At 62.0% G+C, this 20,689-nt stretch carries 17 protein-coding genes; 8 read left to right on the top strand and 9 right to left on the bottom strand.

What is annotated here, in order from left to right; translation table 11 throughout:
* Positions 1 to 2: 2 nt before the first annotated feature.
* The 5 genes from Q8R61_RS03045 to Q8R61_RS03025 all read left to right on the top strand — a co-directional run bounded on the left by Q8R61_RS03045 (position 3) and on the right by Q8R61_RS03025 (position 5,349).
* The gene (locus Q8R61_RS03045; RefSeq protein ID WP_305534075.1) at positions 3 to 449 is read left to right on the top strand and encodes a DUF494 family protein; all 447 of its coding nucleotides are present in this window, start codon (positions 3 to 5) and stop codon (positions 447 to 449) included.
* A 5-nt stretch (positions 450 to 454) separates the two neighbouring features.
* Positions 455 to 3,043: a type I DNA topoisomerase gene (topA, locus tag Q8R61_RS03040; RefSeq protein ID WP_305534073.1), complete on the top strand. Its 2,589-nt coding sequence runs from the start codon at positions 455 to 457 to the stop codon at positions 3,041 to 3,043.
* The gene (locus Q8R61_RS03035; RefSeq protein WP_305534071.1) at positions 3,040 to 3,417 is read left to right on the top strand and encodes a hypothetical protein; all 378 of its coding nucleotides are present in this window, start codon (positions 3,040 to 3,042) and stop codon (positions 3,415 to 3,417) included. Before topA ends, Q8R61_RS03035 begins: the two co-directional genes overlap by 4 nt.
* Positions 3,418 to 3,499: 82 nt before the next feature.
* Positions 3,500 to 4,645 (top strand): rhodanese-like domain-containing protein, encoded by a 1,146-nt coding sequence (locus Q8R61_RS03030; protein WP_305534069.1) that lies wholly within the window; start codon positions 3,500 to 3,502, stop codon positions 4,643 to 4,645.
* A 116-nt stretch (positions 4,646 to 4,761) separates the two neighbouring features.
* A complete protein-coding gene (locus Q8R61_RS03025) occupies positions 4,762 to 5,349 on the top strand; it encodes an NAD(P)H-dependent oxidoreductase (protein ID WP_305534067.1) in 588 nt (195 codons plus the stop codon).
* Between the two features lie 7 nt (positions 5,350 to 5,356).
* Here Q8R61_RS03025 and Q8R61_RS03020 read toward each other — a convergent pair whose 3' ends face one another.
* The 6 genes from Q8R61_RS03020 to Q8R61_RS02995 form a co-directional block, all read right to left on the bottom strand.
* Positions 5,357 to 6,148: a response regulator transcription factor gene (locus Q8R61_RS03020; protein ID WP_305534065.1), complete on the bottom strand. Its 792-nt coding sequence runs from the start codon at positions 6,146 to 6,148 to the stop codon at positions 5,357 to 5,359.
* Between the two features lie 41 nt (positions 6,149 to 6,189).
* Positions 6,190 to 7,017, bottom strand: a complete 828-nt coding sequence (gene pstB, locus Q8R61_RS03015; protein ID WP_305534063.1) for a phosphate ABC transporter ATP-binding protein PstB — start codon at positions 7,015 to 7,017, stop codon at positions 6,190 to 6,192.
* 42 nt (positions 7,018 to 7,059) lie between these two features.
* A complete protein-coding gene (gene pstA / locus Q8R61_RS03010; RefSeq protein WP_305534061.1) occupies positions 7,060 to 8,715 on the bottom strand; it encodes a phosphate ABC transporter permease PstA in 1,656 nt (551 codons plus the stop codon).
* 12 nt (positions 8,716 to 8,727) lie between these two features.
* Complete coding sequence (locus Q8R61_RS03005; protein WP_305534060.1) at positions 8,728 to 11,004, bottom strand: ABC transporter permease subunit; 2,277 nt, start codon at positions 11,002 to 11,004, stop codon at positions 8,728 to 8,730.
* 106 nt (positions 11,005 to 11,110) lie between these two features.
* Positions 11,111 to 11,758, bottom strand: a complete 648-nt coding sequence (locus tag Q8R61_RS03000) for a hypothetical protein (protein ID WP_305534058.1) — start codon at positions 11,756 to 11,758, stop codon at positions 11,111 to 11,113.
* Between the two features lie 82 nt (positions 11,759 to 11,840).
* Positions 11,841 to 12,824 carry a PstS family phosphate ABC transporter substrate-binding protein gene (locus Q8R61_RS02995; protein ID WP_305534056.1) on the bottom strand — a complete coding sequence of 328 codons (984 nt, stop codon included), beginning with the start codon at positions 12,822 to 12,824 and terminating at the stop codon, positions 11,841 to 11,843.
* Between the two features lie 390 nt (positions 12,825 to 13,214).
* Between Q8R61_RS02995 and Q8R61_RS02990 the strand changes: the two genes are divergently transcribed.
* A complete protein-coding gene (locus Q8R61_RS02990) occupies positions 13,215 to 14,564 on the top strand; it encodes a GIY-YIG nuclease family protein (RefSeq protein WP_305534054.1) in 1,350 nt (449 codons plus the stop codon).
* 154 nt (positions 14,565 to 14,718) lie between these two features.
* On the opposite strand, the gene gyrB is transcribed toward Q8R61_RS02990, so the two are convergent.
* From gyrB to dnaA, 3 genes are all read right to left on the bottom strand, one after another.
* Complete coding sequence (gene gyrB, locus Q8R61_RS02985) at positions 14,719 to 17,190, bottom strand: DNA topoisomerase (ATP-hydrolyzing) subunit B (RefSeq protein WP_305534052.1); 2,472 nt, start codon at positions 17,188 to 17,190, stop codon at positions 14,719 to 14,721.
* A gap of 84 nt (positions 17,191 to 17,274) precedes the next feature.
* Entirely contained in the window at positions 17,275 to 18,378 is a 1,104-nt protein-coding gene (gene dnaN / locus Q8R61_RS02980; protein WP_305534050.1) for a DNA polymerase III subunit beta, read from the bottom strand.
* A gap of 179 nt (positions 18,379 to 18,557) precedes the next feature.
* The gene (gene dnaA / locus Q8R61_RS02975; RefSeq protein WP_305534048.1) at positions 18,558 to 19,895 is read right to left on the bottom strand and encodes a chromosomal replication initiator protein DnaA; all 1,338 of its coding nucleotides are present in this window, start codon (positions 19,893 to 19,895) and stop codon (positions 18,558 to 18,560) included.
* Positions 19,896 to 20,126: 231 nt separating this feature from the next.
* On the opposite strand from dnaA, the gene rpmH reads away from it, so the two are divergent.
* A complete protein-coding gene (gene rpmH, locus Q8R61_RS02970) occupies positions 20,127 to 20,261 on the top strand; it encodes a 50S ribosomal protein L34 (protein ID WP_305534046.1) in 135 nt (44 codons plus the stop codon).
* Between the two features lie 30 nt (positions 20,262 to 20,291).
* Positions 20,292 to 20,678 (top strand): ribonuclease P protein component, encoded by a 387-nt coding sequence (gene rnpA / locus Q8R61_RS02965; protein WP_305534044.1) that lies wholly within the window; start codon positions 20,292 to 20,294, stop codon positions 20,676 to 20,678.
* The last annotated feature ends 11 nt before the right edge of the window (positions 20,679 to 20,689 follow it).

Here is a 20,689-nt window from a genome sequence, read left to right as displayed (position 1 = left end):
CTATGCTCGATATTCTGGTTTATCTCTACGAAAGCTTCCGCATGGCCGAACTCGCGCCAGACCGCAATGCGCTTGAAAAACGCCTGTTTGCCGCCGGTTTCGAAGAGGCCGACATCCACGCCGCGCTCGACTGGTACGCCAACCTGTCCGGCAGCGCAACGCATGACCGGCTGACGCAGGCCTTCGACCGCCATTACGCGCCGGAAGAACTTGAGCGCCTGAACGACGCCTGCCGCGCCGAGCTGTCCTTCCTGGTCGGCGCCGAAATCCTCGATCCCGAATCGCGCGAGTGGGTGATTTCCGGGCTGATGGCACTGGGCGGCGAGGACATCGAACCGGACCACGTGCGCTGGATGACGCTGATCGTGTTGTGGAGCCGCGGGCTGATCGAGCATTTCACCCATCTGGAAGACATGTTGCTGAACCACGAGCCAGGACGTCTGCACTAAACCCTATGTCCAAACTCGTCATCGTCGAGTCGCCGTCAAAATCCAAATCGCTGAAAAAATACCTCGGCGACGACTACGACATCCTGGCCAGCTACGGCCATGTGCGCGACCTGGAGCCGAAAACCGGCGCGGTCGATACCGAAACCTTCGCCATGAAGTACCAGGTGATCGAGCGCAACGCCAAGCACGTCGAGGCCATCGTCAAGGCGGCCAAAAAAGCCGATCTGGTGCTGCTGGCAACCGACCCGGACCGCGAAGGCGAGGCGATTTCCTGGCACATCAGCGAAATCCTCAAGGAACGCAAGGTCAAGACGCCGATGAAGCGCGTGGCCTTCTACGAGATCACCGAATCGGCCATCCAGGACGCGGTGCGCAACCCGCGCGAAATCGCCTCCGACCTGGTCGACGCGCAGCAGGCGCGACGCGCACTGGATTATCTGGTCGGCTTCAACCTGTCGCCGCTCTTGTGGAAGAAGATCAGCCCGGGCCTGTCCGCCGGCCGCGTGCAATCGCCCGCACTCAGGATGATCGTCGAGCGCGAGCTGGAGATCGAGGCGTTCGATCCGCGCGAATACTGGACGCTGCACCTCGACAGCCATAAAGGCAGCCAGGCTTTCACCGCAAAACTCACCCATTTCCGCGGCGAGAAGCTCGAGCAGTTCACGGTCGAACACGAGGCGCGCAGCAAGGAATGGCTGGCGACGCTCGAAGCAAAAGACGCGCGGGTCATGCGCATCGAGAAGAAGCGCCGCTCGCGCAACCCCGCCGCGCCCTTTACCACCTCGACGCTGCAGCAGGCCGGCGTGCGCCAGCTCGGCATGACCACCGACCGCGTGATGCGGACCGCGCAGCAGCTGTACGAAGGCGTCGACCTCGGCGAAGGTCCGGTCGGCCTCATCACCTATATGCGGACCGACTCGGTCAACCTGGCGCAGGAAGCCATCACCGACATCCGCAAGTATGTGAGCACCAACTTCGACAAGGATTTCCTGCCGCCCGCCGCAATCGCCTACAAGGCCAAGACCAAGAACGCGCAGGAAGCGCACGAGGCGGTGCGCCCGACCGCGGTGATGCGCACGCCCGAAGCAGTAAAACCCTTTCTGACGCACGACCAGATCCGCCTCTACGAGCTGATCTGGAAGCGCACCGTCGCCTGCCAGATGACGCCGGCGCAGTTCGACACCGTCGCCGCCGACATCACGGTGGGCGAGGGCACCTTCCGCGCCACCGGGCAGACACTGGCCTTCGCCGGTTTTCTCGCGGTGTATCAGGACGACGAGGAAGAAGAGGGCGAATCCAAATTGCCGGCGCTGGTCGAGGGCGAAACCCTGCCGGTCGACAAGCTCTACGGCGAACAGCACTTCACCCAGCCGCCGCCGCGCTACACCGAGGCCTCCTTGGTCAAGGCGCTGGAAGAACACGGCATCGGCCGCCCGTCCACTTACGCCAGCATCATTTCCACGCTGCAGGACCGCGAGTACGTGGTGCTGGAGAAAAAGCGCTTCCAGCCGACCGACATCGGCCGCCTGGTCAACTGCTTCCTCACCCGTCATTTCAGCCATTACGTCGACTACGACTTCACCGCCAAGCTCGAAGACAAGCTCGACGATGTGTCGAACGGCACTCGCGTGTGGTCGCAGTTGCTGGGCGAGTTCTGGAAAGGGTTTGATGGCGAGCTGAAAGCCAAGCAGGATGTCGAGCGCGGCTGCCCGATCATGGAGCCCTGCCCCAAGTGCAGCAAGCCCTTGTTCATGCAGGCCAGCAAACGTGGCCTCTTCATCGGCTGCTCCGGCTATCCCGAGTGCGATTACACGCGCCCGCTGCACGCCGCCACCGCCGAGGGCGACAACATCCTCGGCAAGGATCCCGCCACCGGGCTCGACGTCAAACTGCTGTCGGGCCGCTTCGGGCCGTATGTGCAGATCGGCGAAATGCCAGAAGACAAGAAGGCGCCGAAGCCGCGCCGCGCCTCGTGGCCGAAGGACATTCCGCTGGACAGCGCGACGCTGGAACTGGCGCTGAAATTCCTCTCGCTGCCGCGCGAAGTCGGGCATCACCCCACCACCGGGCTGCCGATCGTCGCCAACAACGGCCGCTTCGGCCCTTATCTGCTGCACGACGGCAAGTTCAAGTCGATCCCCAAGGCCGACAGCGTCTACGAAATCAATCTGGCGCGCGCGCTCGAAGTGCTGGCGATGGAACGCGAGCCGCGTGGCGATTCGGCCGCCTCGGTACTGAAGAACATGGGCCCGCACCCGGAGGACGGCAAGGACATCACGGTGCGTAGCGGCCGCTACGGCCCGTACGTCAAGCACGGCAGCACCAACGCCACGCTGCCGAAGGACATCACGCCGGAAGAAATCACGCTGGATGAAGCGCTTGGGCTGATCGCCGCGCGCGTGGCCAAGGGCCCGGCCAAGAAGCCGGCGCGCAAGACCGCAGCCAAGCCGGCGGCGGCGAAGAAAGCCAAAACGTCCGACGCCGACGCCAAGGACGCGAAAAAGCCCGCCGCGAAGAAAAAGCCCGCCACCAAAAAAGCCCCGGCCAAGGCTGCAACTGCCAAAAAACCCGCCGGCAAAAAACCGGCCGCATGAGCGCGCCGCGCCTGCTGATGGTCAATGCCTTCATCGGCACAGCCGGTTACAAGACGCTGTTTCAGGAACTGGGCTACGCCGTGGTCACCGAATGGTCGGAGCGCAAGGCCATCAGCGCGCTGCGCAAAGCGTCGCCTGCGGTCATCGTGGCGGACTTTTATCACCAGACCGACTTTCGCGACCGCCTGTCCAACCTGGAATCCCTGCTGGCGGCCGCGCAGGCCACGCCGCAGACCCGCATCCTGGTTTTCTACGAAACCGCCCATCAGGCGGTGCTCGACACCGTTCGCGCCCGCTTGCGCATCGATGCCGCGCTGCCGCTGCCGGTCGACGAAACCGCCCTGCGCACCACCCTGACGAGCTGGCTGGCCTGATTGTTGCTGGACCATCCGTACTGACCGATCCCGGGCTCATCCCGGCCGGCAATTGAACACACCAACACAACAGGAGACTGCCATGTTGCGTTATGCCCTGATTCCCCTGATGCTGCTTGCTGGCACGGCGCAAGCAGCCCCGCTCACCCTTGGCATCGTGCTGGACCAGCATGAATCCCTGGCGGACATGGCCACGACCCAGCGCTATCGCGCATTCGTCAAGGATGTCGAAAAGTCGATTGGCGAGCCGGTCCGCCTGCAGTACTACACCCGGGGCTTTGCCGCCCTCAAGCAGGCGCGCGACGGCAACCTTGACATGGTGTTCGGCCCCGCCCAGGTCATCGCCAACCTGGGCCGCTTCAAGTTCGAGCCCCTGCTCAAGTCCGACGAAACCACCGCCGCCGCGTTCGTCGCCAGCCCCAATTTCAAAGGCACACTGGCCGCGAAATCCGGCGCCCGGCTCGGCGTACCTGACTATGAATCGCTGATGGGCGGCATTGCACGCAGCGAAATCAACAGTCGCGGCCTGAGCAAGGCCGACTTTGCCGAGATGAAGTTTCACCGCATGGCGGAGGCACCGCTGTTTGGCCTGAAAATCGGCCGCTACGACCTCGCGGTCGCGACCGAAGAAGAAGCCAAGACCTGGACCGCCGCCAACGGCGGACGCATCGTGTTCACCAGCACGGCGGTCCCGCTGCGCGCGCTGAGCGTGCTGCCGGAGACCGTGTCGGCCAGCACCCAGAAGAAGCTGTCCACCTCGCTGCAAAACGGTAACAGCCTCAATCTTGCACTCAGCACCGCCACAAAGAACGACTTCAAGATCGTCGGCTCGATGCTGAACACCACCCCGACCGTGCTGCCCGGCGCCAAGGTCATCACCGCCGCCGAAGCCCAGGCCCTGATCGCCAAGGGCATGGCGGTGTACGACGTGCGCGTGGAAGAGGAGTTCGAGAAGGCCCATATCCCGGGCGCGCGTTCGCTCACCTACAAGGAAGGCAGCGCCAAGGAAGTCGGCTTCGATCCGGGCGACGACCAGTGGACACTCAGCCGCCTGCCCAAGGACAAGACCACGCCCTTCATCGTCTACTGCGACGGCACCATCTGCTGGCGCGGCTACAAGTCCGCGGTGATGGCGATCAAGGCCGGTTACAAGAACGTCCACTGGTTCCGCGGCGGTTTCCCGGAATGGCGTGAGGCCGGCCTGCCGACCGCTACCAAGAACAACTAAAGCACCTCTCCTCCTGAATCGGCCCGGCCCTGCCGGGCTTTTTTTCGCGCCGCGTTTCCCCTCCCGGCCCCGCAAAATCCGCTACATTGAAAGCCGGTCTTTGCTTGGAGCGCACTGTGAGCAAACACATCCTGCTGATTCAGGGCCACCCGGACACCCTCCGGCCGCATCTCTGCCACGCGCTGGCGGACGCCTACGCCGACGGTGCCACCACCGCCGGCCACGAAGTCCGGCGCATCGACGTGGCCACGCTCGATTTTCCGCTGCTACGCAGCCCCGCCAACTGGGAGGAGGGCAGCGTGCCGTCCGGTCTCGCCGCCGCGCAGGACGACATTCTCTGGGCCGGGCACCTGGTGCTGTTCTTTCCGCTCTGGCTCGGCGACATGCCGGCGTTGCTGAAGGGTTTTCTGGAGCAGGTCCTGCGTCCCGGCTTCGCCATCGAGCGCAGCGACAGCCAAGCCATGTTCAAGAAGCGCCTGGCCGGCCGCTCCGCCCGCGTCGTCGTCACCATGGGCATGCCGGCAGCACTCTATCGCTGGGTGTTTCGCGCCCACAGCGTGCGTGCGCTGGAACGCAATATCCTCGGCTTCGTGGGCTTCGCCCCGGTGCACGAGACGCTGATCGGCGGGACGGGAAACCTGGATGCGAAGCAGGCTGAAAAGTGGCTGGACGCGTTGAGAAAAGCCGGGGCGAAGGGCGACTGACCCGGCCTTACCCCGCGGCTGCGTCCGCCGGCGAGTCGGTTTTCTCGACGTCGACGTCGAGCCGATAACCAACGCCGACTACCGTTTTGAGCAATACCGGAAAACGCACGTCGTCGCCCAGGTGACGACGCAGCCGCGTGATCGGGCGATCCAGTGTCCTGTTCTCGATGGCTTCGCCCGCCCCCCAGACCATGGCAATCAGGTGCGGGCGCGTCAGCACCTGGCGGGGAAACGTCAGCAGGGCCTTCAATACGTCGCATTCCCGCGGGTCGAGCAGAATCGTCGTGCCATCGCGCGCGGTCAGCTGGCGCGCTTCGGAATCCAGTAGCCAGCCGGCAAAGCGATAGGTGCGCGCGGTCGCTGCATAGCGATCGGCGGATTCGATGCGCGCCAGGCTCAGCGCCTGTCTGATCGTGGCCACCAGCTTGCGCGGCTGGACCGGCAGGCTGAGCCGGGCATCCGGCGCGAAGCTCAGCGGTGCGGTGCGGCCGGGAAACACCTGGGGCCGATCCAGCACGATCAGCGGCGTGGCCGGCTTGGCCGCGAGCCATTCCGGTACGTTTGCACGCGGTCCCAGGCCGGCCAGTGCAACGATCAGCACATCCGCCGGCGGGGGCGCGGCGTTCATGTCCGTCGCCGCGACGACGTCAAAGCCTTTCTCGCGCAAACACGACACCAGCTGCGCGCGTGTCTGCGGATCGGCATCGACCAGATAGAGCCGCGGGGCAAAGATCGCCGAGATGTCAGCCTCGGCATCCGGCCGCAGCACACCAGGCTGGCTCGAAAGGGGCGGGCGCATCGCTGTACCCGGACTATCCACCCGCATCACCCGTGCCGCGATCAGCCGAAGCGGCCGGTGATGTAATCCTCGGTCTGCTTGACGGCGGGCGTCAGGAACACGTCGTTGGTGCGGCCGATCTCGATCAGTTCGCCCATGTACATGAAGGCGGTGTAATCGGATACGCGAGCGGCCTGCTGCATGTTGTGGGTGACGATGATGATGGTGTACTGGCTCTTCATCTCGTTGACCAGCTCCTCGATCTTGGCGGTGGAAATGGGGTCGAGCGCGGAAGCCGGTTCGTCGAGCAAGAGCACGTCTGGCTCCAGCGCGATCGCACGCGCAATCACCAGACGCTGCTGCTGGCCGCCGGACAGGCTGAGGCCGTTCTCGTCAAGACGGTCCTTGACCTCGTTCCACAGCGCGGCGCCACGCAAGGCCTTCTCGACCGCCTCGTCCAGCGTGCTGCGATTGTTGACCCCCATGATGCGCAGGCCGTAGGCCACGTTTTCAAAGATCGACTTGGGAAACGGGTTGGGCTTCTGGAACACCATGCCGACGCGACGGCGCAGCAACGCGACGTTGACGTCACGGTCGTAAATATTCTTGCCTTCCATCAGGATCTTGCCGTCAACGCGACAGATTTCGACCAGGTCGTTCATGCGGTTGAAGCAGCGCAGCAGCGTCGACTTGCCGCAGCCGCTGGGGCCGATGAACGCGGTCACGCGGTTTTTTGGCAGGTTCATGCTGACGTTCTTCAGAGCCTGCGCCTCACCGTAATACAGATCGAGATTCTCGACGCGGATCGCCACTTCATCCGTCTCTTCCGTCTGCGTGCGTCCCAGGTCGGCGAGTTTGATCGCGTGGGTTTTCGGGCTGGCTTCGCTCATTTCTAAATCCTTCGGGTCTATCGTTGTAGGGGTAGGGGGCGATCAAACGCCTTCGAGTCCGCGCATACGCTCGCGCAGGCGGTTGCGCAGCCGGATCGCGAACAGGTTGAGCACGACGATGATGATCACCAGCAGCAGCGACGTGGCATACACCAGCGCGCGCGCCGCCTCGACGTTGGGGCTCTGGAAGCCGACGTCGTAGATATGGAAGCCCAGGTGCATGAACTTCCGCTCCAGGTGCAGGAAGGGGAAGTTGCCGTCGAGCGGCAGGCTGGGGGCGAGCTTCACCACGCCGACCAGCATCAGCGGTGCCACCTCGCCCGCCGCGCGTGCAATCGCCAGGATAAGTCCAGTCATCATGGCCGGGCTGGCGATCGGCAGCACCGTGCGCCACAGCGTTTCGGCCTTGGTGGCACCGAGCGCGAGGCTGCCTTCGCGAATGGTGCGCGGCACCCGCGACAGCCCCTCTTCGGTGGCGACGATCACCACCGGCAGGGTCAGGATCGCCAGCGTCAGCGAAGCCCACAGGATGCCGGGGCTGCCGAAGGTGGGCGCCGGCAGCGCTGCCGCGAAAAACAGTTCGTCGATCGAGCCGCCCAGCACATAGACGAAGAAGCCGAGGCCGAACACGCCGTAGACGATGGAGGGCACCCCCGCCAGGTTGTTGACCGAGATGCGGATGGCGCGGATCACCGGGCCCGGCTTGGCGTATTCACGCATGTAGATCGCCGCCATGATGCCGAGCGGCGTGACCATCACCGACATCAGCAGCACCATCATCACCGTACCGAAAATGGCGGGGAAGATGCCGCCCTCGGTGTTGGCCTCGCGCGGATCATCACTAACGAATTCGGTGAACTTGTGTACATAGAAGCCGATCTTCTGCCACACGCTCATCGCGTTGGGCATGTACATGTCGGCCACCTTGGCCAGCGGAATGTCCACCAACTGGCCGTCGTTCGTTTCAACCGTGACGCTGTCGCGCTCGATGTCGACGCGGAGCTGGTCCATCTTCTGTTGCAAGACCAGATAGTCGGCTTCGCGCGCTTCGCGCTCCCGGGCGAATTCGGCCTTGGCGGCTTCAGTCAGTTTGTCATCGATCTCCAGCCCGCGTTCACGCAGGCGAACTTTTTCCAGCGCATAGTTGATCTTGCCGATGTCGCTTTTTTCGATACGCAGCGCTTCCCTGAACAGGGCGTTGGAGCGTTCCAGCCGTTTCTGCGCCTCTTCCCAGGCCGCGGGCCCTTCGGCCACCACAACGCCGGCTTCCTTAACCGCTTTCAGGTGGCCATAAAAGTTGCCCCATTCGCGACGTTCGATGGCCAGCAGATCCTTGGGATACGTGAACTCACCCAGAAAAGGAGCGGGATACCACTTGAAATCAACGCCGGTGAGGTCCTTGTTGCCCACCTTGAACAGATAACGCTCGGCAAACAGGTCCTGGGTATCGACCTCGTAGCCCTGCTCGCGCAGACGGACGAGCGACACCTCCTGCTTCTCGCGTATCTCGCCGATCAGGCGCGAGCTGGAGCCATCCCGTTCCTGAAAAGTCACCTCGGTGACCGGCTTGGGCCAGAAATGGGTCAGACCGCGCGCCGCCGTGAGCCAGACCACAGTGTAGACCGCCACCAGCGACAGGGCGATCGCGCCGGCCGTCGTCCAGATCCAGGGTTCTCCGCTTTTGTACCAGTTACGCATGGCGATTCTTCCTTAAAGTGAGCTGTATTTTTCGCGCAGGCGATGGCGCACCAGTTCTGCCACCGTATTCACGCAAAACGTGAACACGAACAGGACCAGCGCCGAGAAGAACAGCAGGCGGTAGTGGGTGGTGCCGACGGCCGCCTCGGGCATTTCCACCCCGATGTTGGCGGACAGGGTGCGGAAGCCGGTGAAGATGGACAGGTCCATCACCGCGGTGTTGCCGGTGGCCATCAGCACAATCATGGTCTCGCCCACGGCGCGCCCCATGCCGACCATGATGGCGGAGAAGATGCCGGGGCTGGCGGTCAGCAGCACGACGAAGAACAGGGTCTGCCATGGCGTCGCGCCGAGCGCGAGCGATCCCGACGTGAGGTGCTTGGGCACGCTGAACACCGCGTCCTCGGCAATCGAAAAGATGGTGGGAATCACCGCGAAGCCCATCGCGATGCCCACCACCAGCGAGTTGCGCTGCTCGTAGGTGATGCCGAGTTCGTTGGTCAGCCAGTGCGGCATGTTGCCGCCGAAGAAGGCGGCCTCGATTGGGTGCCCAAGCTGGATCGCCGCATAGATCACCAGGATGATGACGGGAATCAGCAAGGCGGCTTCCCAGCCGGCGCCGATGCCGGCCGTCAGGCGCTGCGGTAGCAGATGCCACACATAGGCCGTGATGACGAAGCTGAACGGCAGCATGAAAATCGCCATCAGCGTGCCGGCGAGGTTGTTGTCGACCCAGGGTGCCAGCCACAGGCCGGCGAGAAAGCCCAGGATCACCGTCGGCAGGGCTTCCATGATCTCGATCGACGGCTTGACCACGCCGCGCATCTTCGGCGACATGAAGTAGGCGGCGAAGATGGCGCCCAGCACCGCCAGCGGGACGGCCACCAGCATCGCGTAGAACGCGGCTTTCAGCGTACCGAAAGTGAGCGGGGCGACGCTCAGCTTGGGTTCGAAATCGGAGGTGGCGGCGGAGGACTGCCAGCTGTATTCTGGTTCCTGGTAGCTCTCGTACCAGACCTTCTGCCACAGCGACGAGAAGGAAATCTCGGGAAAATCATTCTCGACCCGCGCCGCCTGGATCGCGTCGCCCGCGCTCTCGACCATGATCGCGTTGGCGCGCGGTGTGATGCCGACCACGCGCACCGGCTCGCTGCCGGTCGAGCGCTTGAGGATCAGGCGCTCGGAGGTGGCGTAGTAGAGACCGATATTGCCCTGGTCGTCGCCCGCCAGGAAACCCTTGCGGAAATGCTCCGGCGCCATGGTCGTCACCCGGCCCACCATCGGCTTGAACGAGCGGATGTGCGTCAGGTGGTCGACGTTGTCGTCGCCGCGCACCTGGAACCACTGTGCGACCTTGCCCTGGTCGGTGCCGATGATGAGCGAGTAGCCGCCGCTCAGGATCGTCGCCGCGGTGATGGTCTCACCCTCCGGTACCAGCGCGACCGTCTGCATCAGGCGCGGGGCCTGCTTGTTCATGACGTCGTAATGGCTGACGAAACGGCCGCCGTGTACCACGTAGAGGTCGCGTTGCTTCACTTCCAGCAGCAGCTGGCTGATCTCGCCCTCGACCGGCGGCAGATCGACGCTGAAGCGTTCGGTCGAGACTTCGCCGGTGATCATGTTGCTGGTGCTCACGAAGGATGCCAGAACCAGGCGGTTGTCCTCAGTCAGCGCCACGGCAGAGGTGTTTTCTTCGTTGTGCTGGACGGAGAGAAGCATCAGGCCCTTGCCGGATTCGTCGACGACCAGGGGTTCGCTGCCCGCCGGATAGGCGATGCTCGGGGTAATGGTGCGGATGTCCTTTTCGGAGTCTTCCGGGTCCACCTGGAACGTGACCTTGAAATCCTGTTCCAGGATCAGCATGCGGCCATCGGACAATCCATAGGCCACCGCCTGCTGCGAGGGGTCGCCCGCAGCGAAGCTGCGGATTTCGGACCCTTCCGGCAGGGCGACGTTTTCTTCGGCCATCAGGCGGCCGTCACGCAAATCGAAAAAGCTCACGCTGCCACGATCGGTCATGCGCACGCCGATTTCGGCCTGCTCCTCCGAAGTCAGGTGAACGGTGGCTCCCCCGCCGTTTTTCGGCAGGGAAAGTTTCTGCAGATCGTCCATCTGTGCCGGCATGAAAATCGGCGCGACGACGCTCGCGAGATAAAAGAAGATGGCGCTGATGGCGATGATCACGCTCAAGCCGCCAAAGGTCATGACATGCTTGAACAGCCTGTCCCTGGCCATGCGCTGGCCGGTATAGCCGCCGACCTTGCTGATGTTGGTCTCGATCTTTTCCATGATTCACCGCGTTATCTTTTGTCTGCGCCGCAACACCGGAGCCCTTCAGTAAAAGAAGGGGAGGGCACAGGGCCCGCCCCTTCCTGATTCCTGTGCTGTGGTGCCCTTACTTGATGCTGTGGAACTTCTTGAAGGACTCGATCAGCGCAACCGGACGGCCGTCCGCGCTGGTCTTCTTGTTCATCGCATAGATCACCGTTTCACCCTTGGGGCCAGTACCGACTTCGGTGAAGGTGTAGGTGATTTCCTTGTTGACCAGGTAGTCCTTGAAGTCCTGCCAGGTGCCGAACACATGGAAGCGGCCATCCTTCACCACCTCGCCGTAGAACGGACCTGAGACGTCCATCTTGCCGTCGTATAAAAGCTCGGCTTTGGCCGGCTTGTTCAGGTCGTCGGCCTCTTTCTTCTCGATGCCGAACACGAGGGTCTCGCCTGCCGGGCCTTCGCCAACACGGGTGCGGGTGTAGATCAGCTCGTTGACATCGAGAAAGGCCAGGTAATTCTTGGCATCGGCGATCGGATAAATCCGGCCGTTTTCATGGAATACCAGAAAGTAGTGCTGGGTGGAGGCCGTGGCCGGCTGGGCCGCGGCCGCTGGCGCCGGCGCCGCAGCCAGGGCAGCAGGCTGCGCGGCCATCGCTGGCTTGCTCTCGGGCGCCTTGGCCGTGTTCGACTGCGTGGCGCAGCCGCTCAGCACGCCGAGCGCGAGGACGGAAGCCAGGCCGTAAGAAAGGGTTCGTTTGATTTCCTGCATGATTTGAGTCTCCGTGAGTGTGTCGCGCCAGGCCGATCCGCCCGATGCTGGGGGACCGGCCTGGCTTGATTGAGCGGCAGGCTTACTTGATGCCCAGATCAGCCATCGCCTTGGCGGCCAGCGCGGCAGGCAGCGGCACGAAACCATCCTTGATCACGACTTCCTGACCCTGCTTGGAGAGCACCAGCTTGACGAACTCGCGCTCGAGCGGAGCCAGCGGCTGGTTCGGACGCTTGTTGACGTAGAAGTACAGCACGCGGGCGAGCGGGTAGGTGCCGTCGATGGCGTGCGTGGCATCCGGTTCGACGAAGGGCTGGCCATCCTTCTGCGACAGCGGCAGCGCACGCACGCCCGAGGTCTTGTAGCCGATGCCTGAGTAGCCGATGGCGCCGATCTGGCCGGTCACGCTTTGCACCACCGAGGCGGAACCCGGCTGCTCGGCGACGTTGCGCTTGAAGTCACCCTTGCACAGCGCCTTTTCCTTGAAAAAGCCGTAGGTGCCGGATACCGAGTTGCGGCCGTACAGCGCGACGGTGCGGCTGGCCCATTCGCCGGTCATGCCGACCTGACCCCAGGTGGTGACGTCGGCTGCGCCGCCGCACTTGCGGGTGGCGGACATGATCGCATCGACCTGGGTGAGCGACAGACCCTTGATCGGGTTGTCCTTGTTGACGTACACGGCGAGCGCGTCGATCGCGGCGGGCACCGGGGTGGGCTTGTAACCGAACTTCTTCTCGAAAGCCTCGATTTCCTTGGCGGTCATCAGGCGGCTCATCGGGCCGAAGTTGGCAGCGCCTTCGATCAGCGCGGGGGGCGCGGTCGAGGAACCGGCACCCTGGATCTGGATGTTGACGTTGGGGTAGTTGCGCTTGTAGGTCTCGGCCCACAGCGTCATCAGGTTGTTCAGCGTGTCGGAACCGACGCTGGTGAAGTTACCGGACACACCGCTGGCCTTCTGGTACGACGGCAGCGCGGGATCGACCTTGACGGCCTGGGCAAGCGCAGCATGGCTGACCAACGAGCAGGCCACAAAGCCAAGTGCGGCAACGATTTTATTCTGAACCATATGCTTAATCTCCAATGGGGTAACGAGGGCGGGGCGTGTCTCAAAATGCACGAACGAGTCATTCCGTCGTTCAGCGATCGCTACGATAGGGATTGAGTGTTACGGTTTAATGACGCTTCCGCTTTTTGATGCGAGCCGGGGCCGCGGCCCTGCGGACTGGGCGAAGCGGTATTTGGGGAAGGTGTTAAGGACCGACGCGCTGGATGGCAAGCTACGCGTGCGGGTTTGATCGGGCGTTTATTGCGGAACGGGCCCGCCCCGAATCAGCGCTTAAGGCCGCTTGGCGTTTTTTGGGTGTCGAGGGTCAATTCCATGACGGCTATCGACCCAAAGCAGCCAATTAGCTTAAACATGACCGGACATTCAGCGGTTCCAAGATAGCATTAGGAGATGGCAAAAGTCTCGATCACTGTCGCCGGAATTACCTTCTCCTCCATGAGAGAGGCAGCAGCCCATTTCGAGCAGCCCTATGGAAATGTTGCGAGACGCATCAAAAGCGGATGGTCTTATGAAGAGGCGCTTGGATTAGAGCCGCACAAGAAGAAGCCCAGCCGGTGCATAAAGCTCACAACAAGTGCGGGCACTTTTGCCTCAATACGGGATGCTTCGGAGCATTTCAGAATTGAGGAAGGCACCATCCATAAGCGACTAGCGATGGGTTGGACTCCAGATCAGGCGGTTGGGCTGGAAGATCATAAGAAATCTCCAAAGCAGACCAAGGAAATCGCCTGTGCGGGGAGGCGCTACCCCAATAGTTGGGCTATGGCTCAGGTTTATGGAAAGAAGGAGAAACTGGTAGCAAAACGTCTTCTCCTTGGTTGGACACCCGAGCAGGCGGTAGAACTTGAGGCGGCACCCCCACGGTTCAGGAATCAAAACAACGGTGGGACCAACCCTTTTTGGAGGAAGGTCGAGATAGTTGATGAGAAGGAGTACCCGGCTACTGAGCAGGGCGAATATAAGCTCTACCTGGTTACCAATAAGGTCAATGGAAAGCAGTACGTAGGCATTACGATCAACCCTCTATGGCAACGTTTCAGTGGCCACAAGAGGTCAGCAACAAAGGGAACCAATACGAAGCTCTACAACGCCATTCGGCTTCATGGGATAGAGAACTTCTCGATAGAACTGCTTAGATCGGATGCCAGATCATTTACTGAGCTTCAGCAGCAGGAAGTCAGCGAAATCCATAAGAGAGGCACCATCGAAAATGGCTATAACATAAGCCCTGGTGGTTCCATTGGTACACCTACGCACATCACTGTTGGAGGTATGGCATTTCCCTCAAGAGGTGCTGCGGCTGACTATTTCGGGATAGATGTGTCTGTCTTCAATATTCGAGTATCACGCCTCGGCTGGACACCCGAGCAGGCAGCTGAGATCGAACGAAGAGGGAAATTTTCCAGAAACAGAACTGAGGTTGGTGGTGCAACCTTTTCTTCGATCAAGCAAGCAGCAGAGACACATGGCCTTGACTATAAACTTGTGTGGGGCAGGATCAAAACTAACGGCTGGACAATTGAACAAGCCTTGGGCATTTCTAGTGCACCCGAGACAGTAAAATATCAAGGCGTAGATGTAACGGCATTTGGCAATAAATTTCCCTCTCTCACGGCGTGTGCTGCACGCTATGAGATCAGCACTGACGCACTCAGACGACATATGAAGAAAGGCTTGTCTATAGAGGAGGCAGTGCTGGTTATTCAAGCCAATAAGAAGCGGCTAGAAAAACGAAGATAGTCGCAGAGGCCGCTTTGGAGAATGGCCGCAGATGACAGCTTCTGGCCGGTAGCAGACAAGCCACCTGCCCGGGCTCGAAAAAAAGGCCAACCTTCTCTGGTTGGCCTTTCCACTACCCTTTCGCTCATTCCGCTTGCTGGCGGAGGGTGGGTTGTCACACGTCCAGGTTGCGCACGCCCAGCGCATTGGTCTCGATGAAGTTTCTACGCGGCTCGACGTCATCGCCCATCAGCGTGGTGAAAATCTGATCGGCGGCGATCGCGTCGTCGATCTGCACTTTCATCAAGCGGCGCACCTTGGGGTCCATCGTGGTTTCCCACAATTGCGCCGGGTTCATTTCGCCCAGGCCCTTGTAGCGCTGGATGCTCATGCCGCGCTTCACTTCGGCGAGGAACCAGTCCATCGCTTCGCGGAAGCTTTGCACCGGGCTTTCCTTTTCGCCACGCTTGGCGCGGGCGCCAAGGCCGATCAGGTCGCGCAGCAGGTCGCCTACCTTGACCAGTTGGCTGTAGTCGCCGGTTTCGAGCAGGTCGGCTTCGAGGAAGCTGACGTGCTTATTGCCGTGAGCGTGGCGCGTGATGCGCAGGCGGTGGCTGTCGGTTTCGCCGAGGTATTCGGCGGCGACTTCGTATTTTTGCGCGTCGAGCGCGGCGCCCAGGCTGGCTTCGGCCTGCATTGCGGCGCCGCTGTCGGCGAGGCTCAGGCGCGGGATGCGCATCAGGGTTTGCAGCACATCGTCCGGCAGCAGGCGGGCCAGCCGGTCGCATACCGCTTCGGCGAGGAAGTATTCGCGTGCCAGGGTTTCCAGCGCGTCGCCGGCGATCGGCATCGCACCGTCCATCGGCGTCAGCTCGGCATCCTTCATCGCCTCGGCCATCAGATGCTCTTTCAGCGCGTGCTCGTCCTTGATGTAGCGCTCGGAACGGCCATGCTTGACCTTGTACAGCGGCGGCTGCGCGATGTAGATGTGGCCGCGCTCGACCAGCTCGGGCATCTGGCGGTAGAAGAAGGTCAAGAGCAGCGTGCGGATGTGGGCGCCGTCGACGTCGGCGTCGGTCATGATGATGATGCGGTGGTACCTGAGCTTGTCGGGGTTGTAGTCGTCCTTGCCGATGCTGGTGCCGAGCGCGGTGATCAGCGTGGCGATTTCCTGGCTGCCGATGACCTTGTCGAAGCGCGCGCGCTCGACGTTGAGGATCTTGCCTTTCAGCGGCAGGATCGCCTGGAACTTGCGGTCGCGGCCCTGCTTGGCGGAGCCGCCGGCAGAATCACCCTCGACCAGGTAGATTTCGCACAGCGCGGGGTCTTTTTCCTGGCAGTCGGCCAGCTTGCCGGGCAGGCCCAAGCCATCCATCACGCCCTTGCGGCGAGTGATTTCACGCGCCTTGCGCGCGGCTTCGCGAGCGCGGGCGGCGTCGACGATCTTGGCGCACAGCAGCTTGGCGTCGTTGGGGTTTTCGAGCAGGAATTCGGTGAGCTTCTGGCCGACGACTTCCTGCACCACCGGCTGCACTTCGCTTGAAACCAGCTTGTCCTTGGTCTGGCTGGAAAACTTGGGCTCGGGCACTTTCACCGACAGCACGCAGGTGAGGCCTTCGCGCATGTCGTCGCCGGTGGTTTCGACCTTGGCCTTCTTGGCCACTTCGTTTTCCTCGATGTACTTGTTCAGCACCCGAGTCATCGCCATCCGCAGGCCGGTGAGGTGAGAGCCGCCATCGCGCTGCGGGATGTTGTTGGTGAAGCATTGCACGGTTTCGGAGTAGCTGTCGTTCCACTGCATCGCGACTTCGACCGTCATGCCGTCCTTTTCGCCGATCGCGGTGAAAATCTTCGGGTGCAGCGGATTCTTCAGCCGGCTCATGTATTCGACGAAGCCCTTGACGCCGCCCGAGTGCGCGAAGTTTTCGGTCTTGCCGTCGCGATGGTCGATCAGCTCGATCTTGACGCCGTTGTTGAGGAAAGACAGTTCGCGGATGCGCTTGGCGAGGATGTCGAAATGGAATTCGACGTTGCCGAAGATTTCCACGTCGGCCAGGAAATGCACTTCGGTGCCGCGCCCTTCGGTCTCGCCGACGATCTGCATCGGGGAGACTTCGACGCCGTTCTGGATCTCGATCGGGCGGTCAAGCACCTTGCCCTGGTTGAAGGTCATTGCGTATTTCTTGCCATCGCGGCGCACGATCAGCTTGAGCCACTGCGACAGGCCGTTGACGCACGACACGCCGACGCCGTGCAGGCCGCCCGACACCTTGTAGCTGTTCTGGTTGAACTTGCCGCCGGCGTGCAGCACGGTCATCACGATTTCGGCGGCGCTGCGCTTGGGCTCGTGCTTGTCGTCGAACTTGACGCCGACCGGAATGCCACGGCCGTTGTCGCTGACCGAAATCGAATTGTCGGGATGGATGATGACCTTGATGTCGTCGCACCAGCCGGCCAGCGCTTCGTCGATGGCGTTGTCCAGCACCTCGAACACCATGTGATGCAGGCCGGTGCCGTCGGAGGTGTCGCCGATGTACATGCCGGGGCGCTTGCGCACCGCCTCCAGGCCTTCCAGCTGCTGGATGCTGTCTTCGTCGTAGCCGCCGTTGACGTTATCGGCTGTTGCGTTGTCCGGTTTCTTGCTCATGGTGTGTACGCCCCTAACGGGGCTTTCCTTCGGTGGGTGCTAGGAGGCATGCATCACGCAATGCCGGCTTCCATGCCGGCACGCTCAAATCCGCATCGGCATCACGACGTACTTGAAGCCCGGCTCGCCTTCGCTGGTAAGCAGCATGCTACTGTTGGCGTCGCCCAGCGACAGCGTGATTTCTTCGGTATTGACAGCGCCCAGGCCGTCGAGCAAATAGGTCACGTTGAAGCCGACATCCAGCGGATCGCCGTTGTAGCTGACTTCGATTTCGTCGGCCGCTTCTTCCTGTTCGTTGTTGTTGCAGACGATGCCGAGCGTGTTCTCGCTCATCACCAGACGCACGCCGCGGAATTTTTCGTTCGACAGGATAGCCGCGCGCTGCAGCGCCTGCATCACGTTCTGACGCCTGGCCTTGAGGTGACGCGGCTGGTTGGCCGGAATGACGCGCTGGTAGTCAGGAAACTTGCCGTCGACCACCTTGGTGACGAGTTCGGTACCAGGCAGGGTGAAGGTGACCTGGTTGGCGCCGATGCGCAGCTCGACCGCGTCGTCGACGTCGCCCAGCAGCTTGGACAATTCCATCACGGTCTTGCGCGGAATGATGATTTCGCGCGCCTCGACTTCGGCGTCCAGCGCGGTTTCGGCATAGCTCAGGCGATGGCCGTCGGTCGCCACCACGCGCAGCTGCTTGCCTTCCAGCACCAGCAGCATGCCGTTGAGGTAATAGCGGATGTCCTGGCTCGCCATCGCGAATTGCACCAGCTGCAGCAGGCGCTTCAGCGTTTTTTGCGGCAGCTGGATCGCAGCACCCAGGCCGGCGCCGGTTTCGACCCGCGGAAAATCGGCGGCCGGCAAGGTTTGCAGCGTGAAGCGCGACTTGCCGGCACTGACCACGACCTGGCTGTCCTTGCTGTCCAGCTTGAGCTTGGCGTCGTCCGGCAACGCCCGCACGATGTCGAACAGTTTGCGTGCTGCGATGGTGATCGCGAAGTCCTCGCCCCCCGGCGCATCGATCTGGGTGCTGACCTGCAATTCCAGGTCGGTTGCCAGCAGCGTCAACTTGCCGGCTTTTTTCTCCAGCAGCAGGTTGGACAGGATGGGCAGGGTGTGGCGGCGTTCCACCACGCCCACAACTGCCGACAGGGCAGCCAGCAGGGCATTGCGTTCGCTTTGTACTAATAGCATTTATATATTCCTGAAAGTCGTAATAAAGGCGGCCTAAATCTGGGGATAAGCTTCTTTACTCAATCGAATCATGTCATTGTCGTCATTATTGGGTGTGGGCAAAAGCGGTACGATACGGGAGAGCTGGGGAGCGTTTTCGCTTGCCGGCCGATCGAGCCTGTCTTATCCACATTTCATCCTCAGCCTGTCAGGCTTTGTAGCAACACCAGATAATCGCGCCCGATATCCGCTTCGGTCTCACGCAGCTCGGCCACTTTACGGCAGGCGTGGATCACCGTGGTGTGGTCGCGCCCGCCGAAGGACTCGCCGATTTCCGGCAGGCTCTGGTTGGTCAGTTCCTTGGACAGCGCCATCGCAATCTGGCGGGGACGCGCCAGGTTGCGCGTGCGCTTCTTCGAAAACATGTCGGCGACCTTGATCTTGTAGAAGTCGGCGACGGTCTTCTGGATGTTCTCAATCGAGACGATGCGCGAAGTCGAGGCGATCAGGTCGCGCAGCGCCTCCTTCACCAGCTCCAGCGAGATCGGCTTTTCGTGGAAGCGCGAGAAGGCGATTACTCTTTTGAGCGCGCCCTCGAGTTCGCGCACGTTGGAACGCACCTGCTTGGCAATGAAGAAGGCGACGTTCTCGTCGAGCTTGATGTTTTCGGCTTGTGCCTTGGCCAGCAGGATGGCGACCCGCATTTCCAGCTCGGGCGGCTCCACCGCCACGGTCAGACCCCAGGCGAAACGCGATTTCAGGCGATCGTCGAGCCCGGTGATTTCCTTGGGGAAGGTGTCGCAGGTGATGACGATCTGCTTCTTGTTCTCGATCAGCGAGTTGAACACATAGAAGAACTCTTCCTGGGTGCGGTCCTTCTTGGCCAGGAACTGGATGTCGTCGACCAGCAGCAGGTCGAGCGACATGTAGCGTCGCTTGAGGTCGTCGAACTGCTTGTTCAAATAGGCCTTGACCACGTCGTCGACATAATCGTTGGCGTGGATATAGCTGATGCGCGCGTCGGGGTTGGCCTGGCGCACGGTGTTGCCGATGGCCTGCAGCAGGTGGGTCTTGCCGAGGCCAACGCCGCCATAGACAAACAGCGGGTTGTAGGCGGTACCGGGGTTGTCGGCAATCTGCAGGGCCGCGGCCCGCGCCAGCTGGTTGGCCCGGCCGGAAACGAAGTTGTCGAACGAAAAGGCCGGATTGATGCGCATGCCGCCGACCGCAGGCGGCGCCGGGGCGGCCGGCACCCGCGCAACGCCGGCAGGCGCCGGCGCCGCAGTCCGCGGGGCGGTCGCCTTTTTGCCCAGCGCATAATGGATCGAGACCGGACGGGCGTAGAATTCCTGGGCCCAGCCGTCGATGTGTTCAGCGAATTTTTCGCGCACCCAGTCCATCACGAAGTGGTTGGGCGCGAGGATCCGCACCTCACCGCCCGCGTCTTCAAACACCAGGGGCTTGATCCACGTGCTGAATTGCTGCTGGGTCAAACTGGCGCGAAAGCGCTCTTGGCAAAGGTCCCAGAAGGAATCCATAGTCGATGGGCGGGAAGGGGTAAGCGGCATGAGATTCAAGCGACGAATCTTACTCCCCTTCGGCGAGGTTATCCACAGGCGGAAGAACCCCGGCGCGCAGGCCGCCTGGCTGCACGCGCTTGACAGCACCGGGGTCGGGAATGTCTAATATGCGGTTTTTCAACAGATTTTTTAGTGCTGGCCGGCTCTTGCCCGTGCGGAACCGGCCAGCAGCCTTAGAAAGGACTCGACATGAAACGCACTTACCAGCCGTCTACCGTTCGCCGCAAGCGCACCCATGGTTTTCGCGCCCGCATGAAAACCAAGGCCGGCCGCGCCGTGATCAACGCGCGCCGCGCCAAGGGCCGCACCCGCCTGGCTGTCTAAATCGACACGCATCCCGGCAAAACCGGAGGCGTGCGCCTGCACGACGCGCGCCTCGTCCGCCCGGCCGATTTCGCCCGGGTGTTTGCCCGCAATCAGCGTGCGCGCACTGACAGCATCGTGGTCATGGCCTGTCCCAACCAGGTGGGCTATCCCCGATTGGGCATGGTGATCGCCAAGCGCCTGCTCGCACGCGCGGTTGACCGCAACCGCGTCAAGCGCTGCGTGCGCGAAAGTTTCCGGGAGATGCTGCCGACGTTGCCCGCCTGCGATTTCGTCGTTCGACTGATCGCCAAACCGGTCGCCGGCGACGAGGCGCGCGATCTGTCACGCACCTTTAAACGTGCGGGTGAGCGCGCCATGGCAAAATGGCCTACCGCACCGGCGGCCGATGTCGTGCCGGATCCCTCCTCCAACTAAAACGCGTCCCG

It is taken from the genome of Thiobacillus sp. (assembly GCF_030696885.1).
GTDB lineage: Bacteria > Pseudomonadota > Gammaproteobacteria > Burkholderiales > Thiobacillaceae > Thiobacillus.
This window is presented reverse-complemented; position numbering and strand designations above follow the sequence as displayed.

Coding starts and splice junctions, on each gene's coding strand:
- Q8R61_RS03005 (WP_305534060.1), bottom strand. CDS start 11,004: ATGGAAAAGATCGAGACCAACATCAGCAAGGTCGGCGGCTATACCGGC.
- Q8R61_RS03035 (WP_305534071.1), top strand. CDS start 3,040: ATGAGCGCGCCGCGCCTGCTGATGGTCAATGCCTTCATCGGCACAGCC.
- pstA (WP_305534061.1), bottom strand. CDS start 8,715: ATGCGTAACTGGTACAAAAGCGGAGAACCCTGGATCTGGACGACGGCC.
- gyrB (WP_305534052.1), bottom strand. CDS start 17,190: ATGAGCAAGAAACCGGACAACGCAACAGCCGATAACGTCAACGGCGGC.
- Q8R61_RS02990 (WP_305534054.1), top strand. CDS start 13,215: ATGGCAAAAGTCTCGATCACTGTCGCCGGAATTACCTTCTCCTCCATG.
- Q8R61_RS03045 (WP_305534075.1), top strand. CDS start 3: ATGCTCGATATTCTGGTTTATCTCTACGAAAGCTTCCGCATGGCCGAA.
- Q8R61_RS03030 (WP_305534069.1), top strand. CDS start 3,500: ATGTTGCGTTATGCCCTGATTCCCCTGATGCTGCTTGCTGGCACGGCG.
- topA (WP_305534073.1), top strand. CDS start 455: ATGTCCAAACTCGTCATCGTCGAGTCGCCGTCAAAATCCAAATCGCTG.
- rpmH (WP_305534046.1), top strand. CDS start 20,127: ATGAAACGCACTTACCAGCCGTCTACCGTTCGCCGCAAGCGCACCCAT.
- Q8R61_RS02995 (WP_305534056.1), bottom strand. CDS start 12,824: ATGGTTCAGAATAAAATCGTTGCCGCACTTGGCTTTGTGGCCTGCTCG.
- pstB (WP_305534063.1), bottom strand. CDS start 7,017: ATGAGCGAAGCCAGCCCGAAAACCCACGCGATCAAACTCGCCGACCTG.
- dnaN (WP_305534050.1), bottom strand. CDS start 18,378: ATGCTATTAGTACAAAGCGAACGCAATGCCCTGCTGGCTGCCCTGTCG.
- dnaA (WP_305534048.1), bottom strand. CDS start 19,895: ATGGATTCCTTCTGGGACCTTTGCCAAGAGCGCTTTCGCGCCAGTTTG.
- Q8R61_RS03020 (WP_305534065.1), bottom strand. CDS start 6,148: ATGCGCCCGCCCCTTTCGAGCCAGCCTGGTGTGCTGCGGCCGGATGCC.
- Q8R61_RS03000 (WP_305534058.1), bottom strand. CDS start 11,758: ATGCAGGAAATCAAACGAACCCTTTCTTACGGCCTGGCTTCCGTCCTC.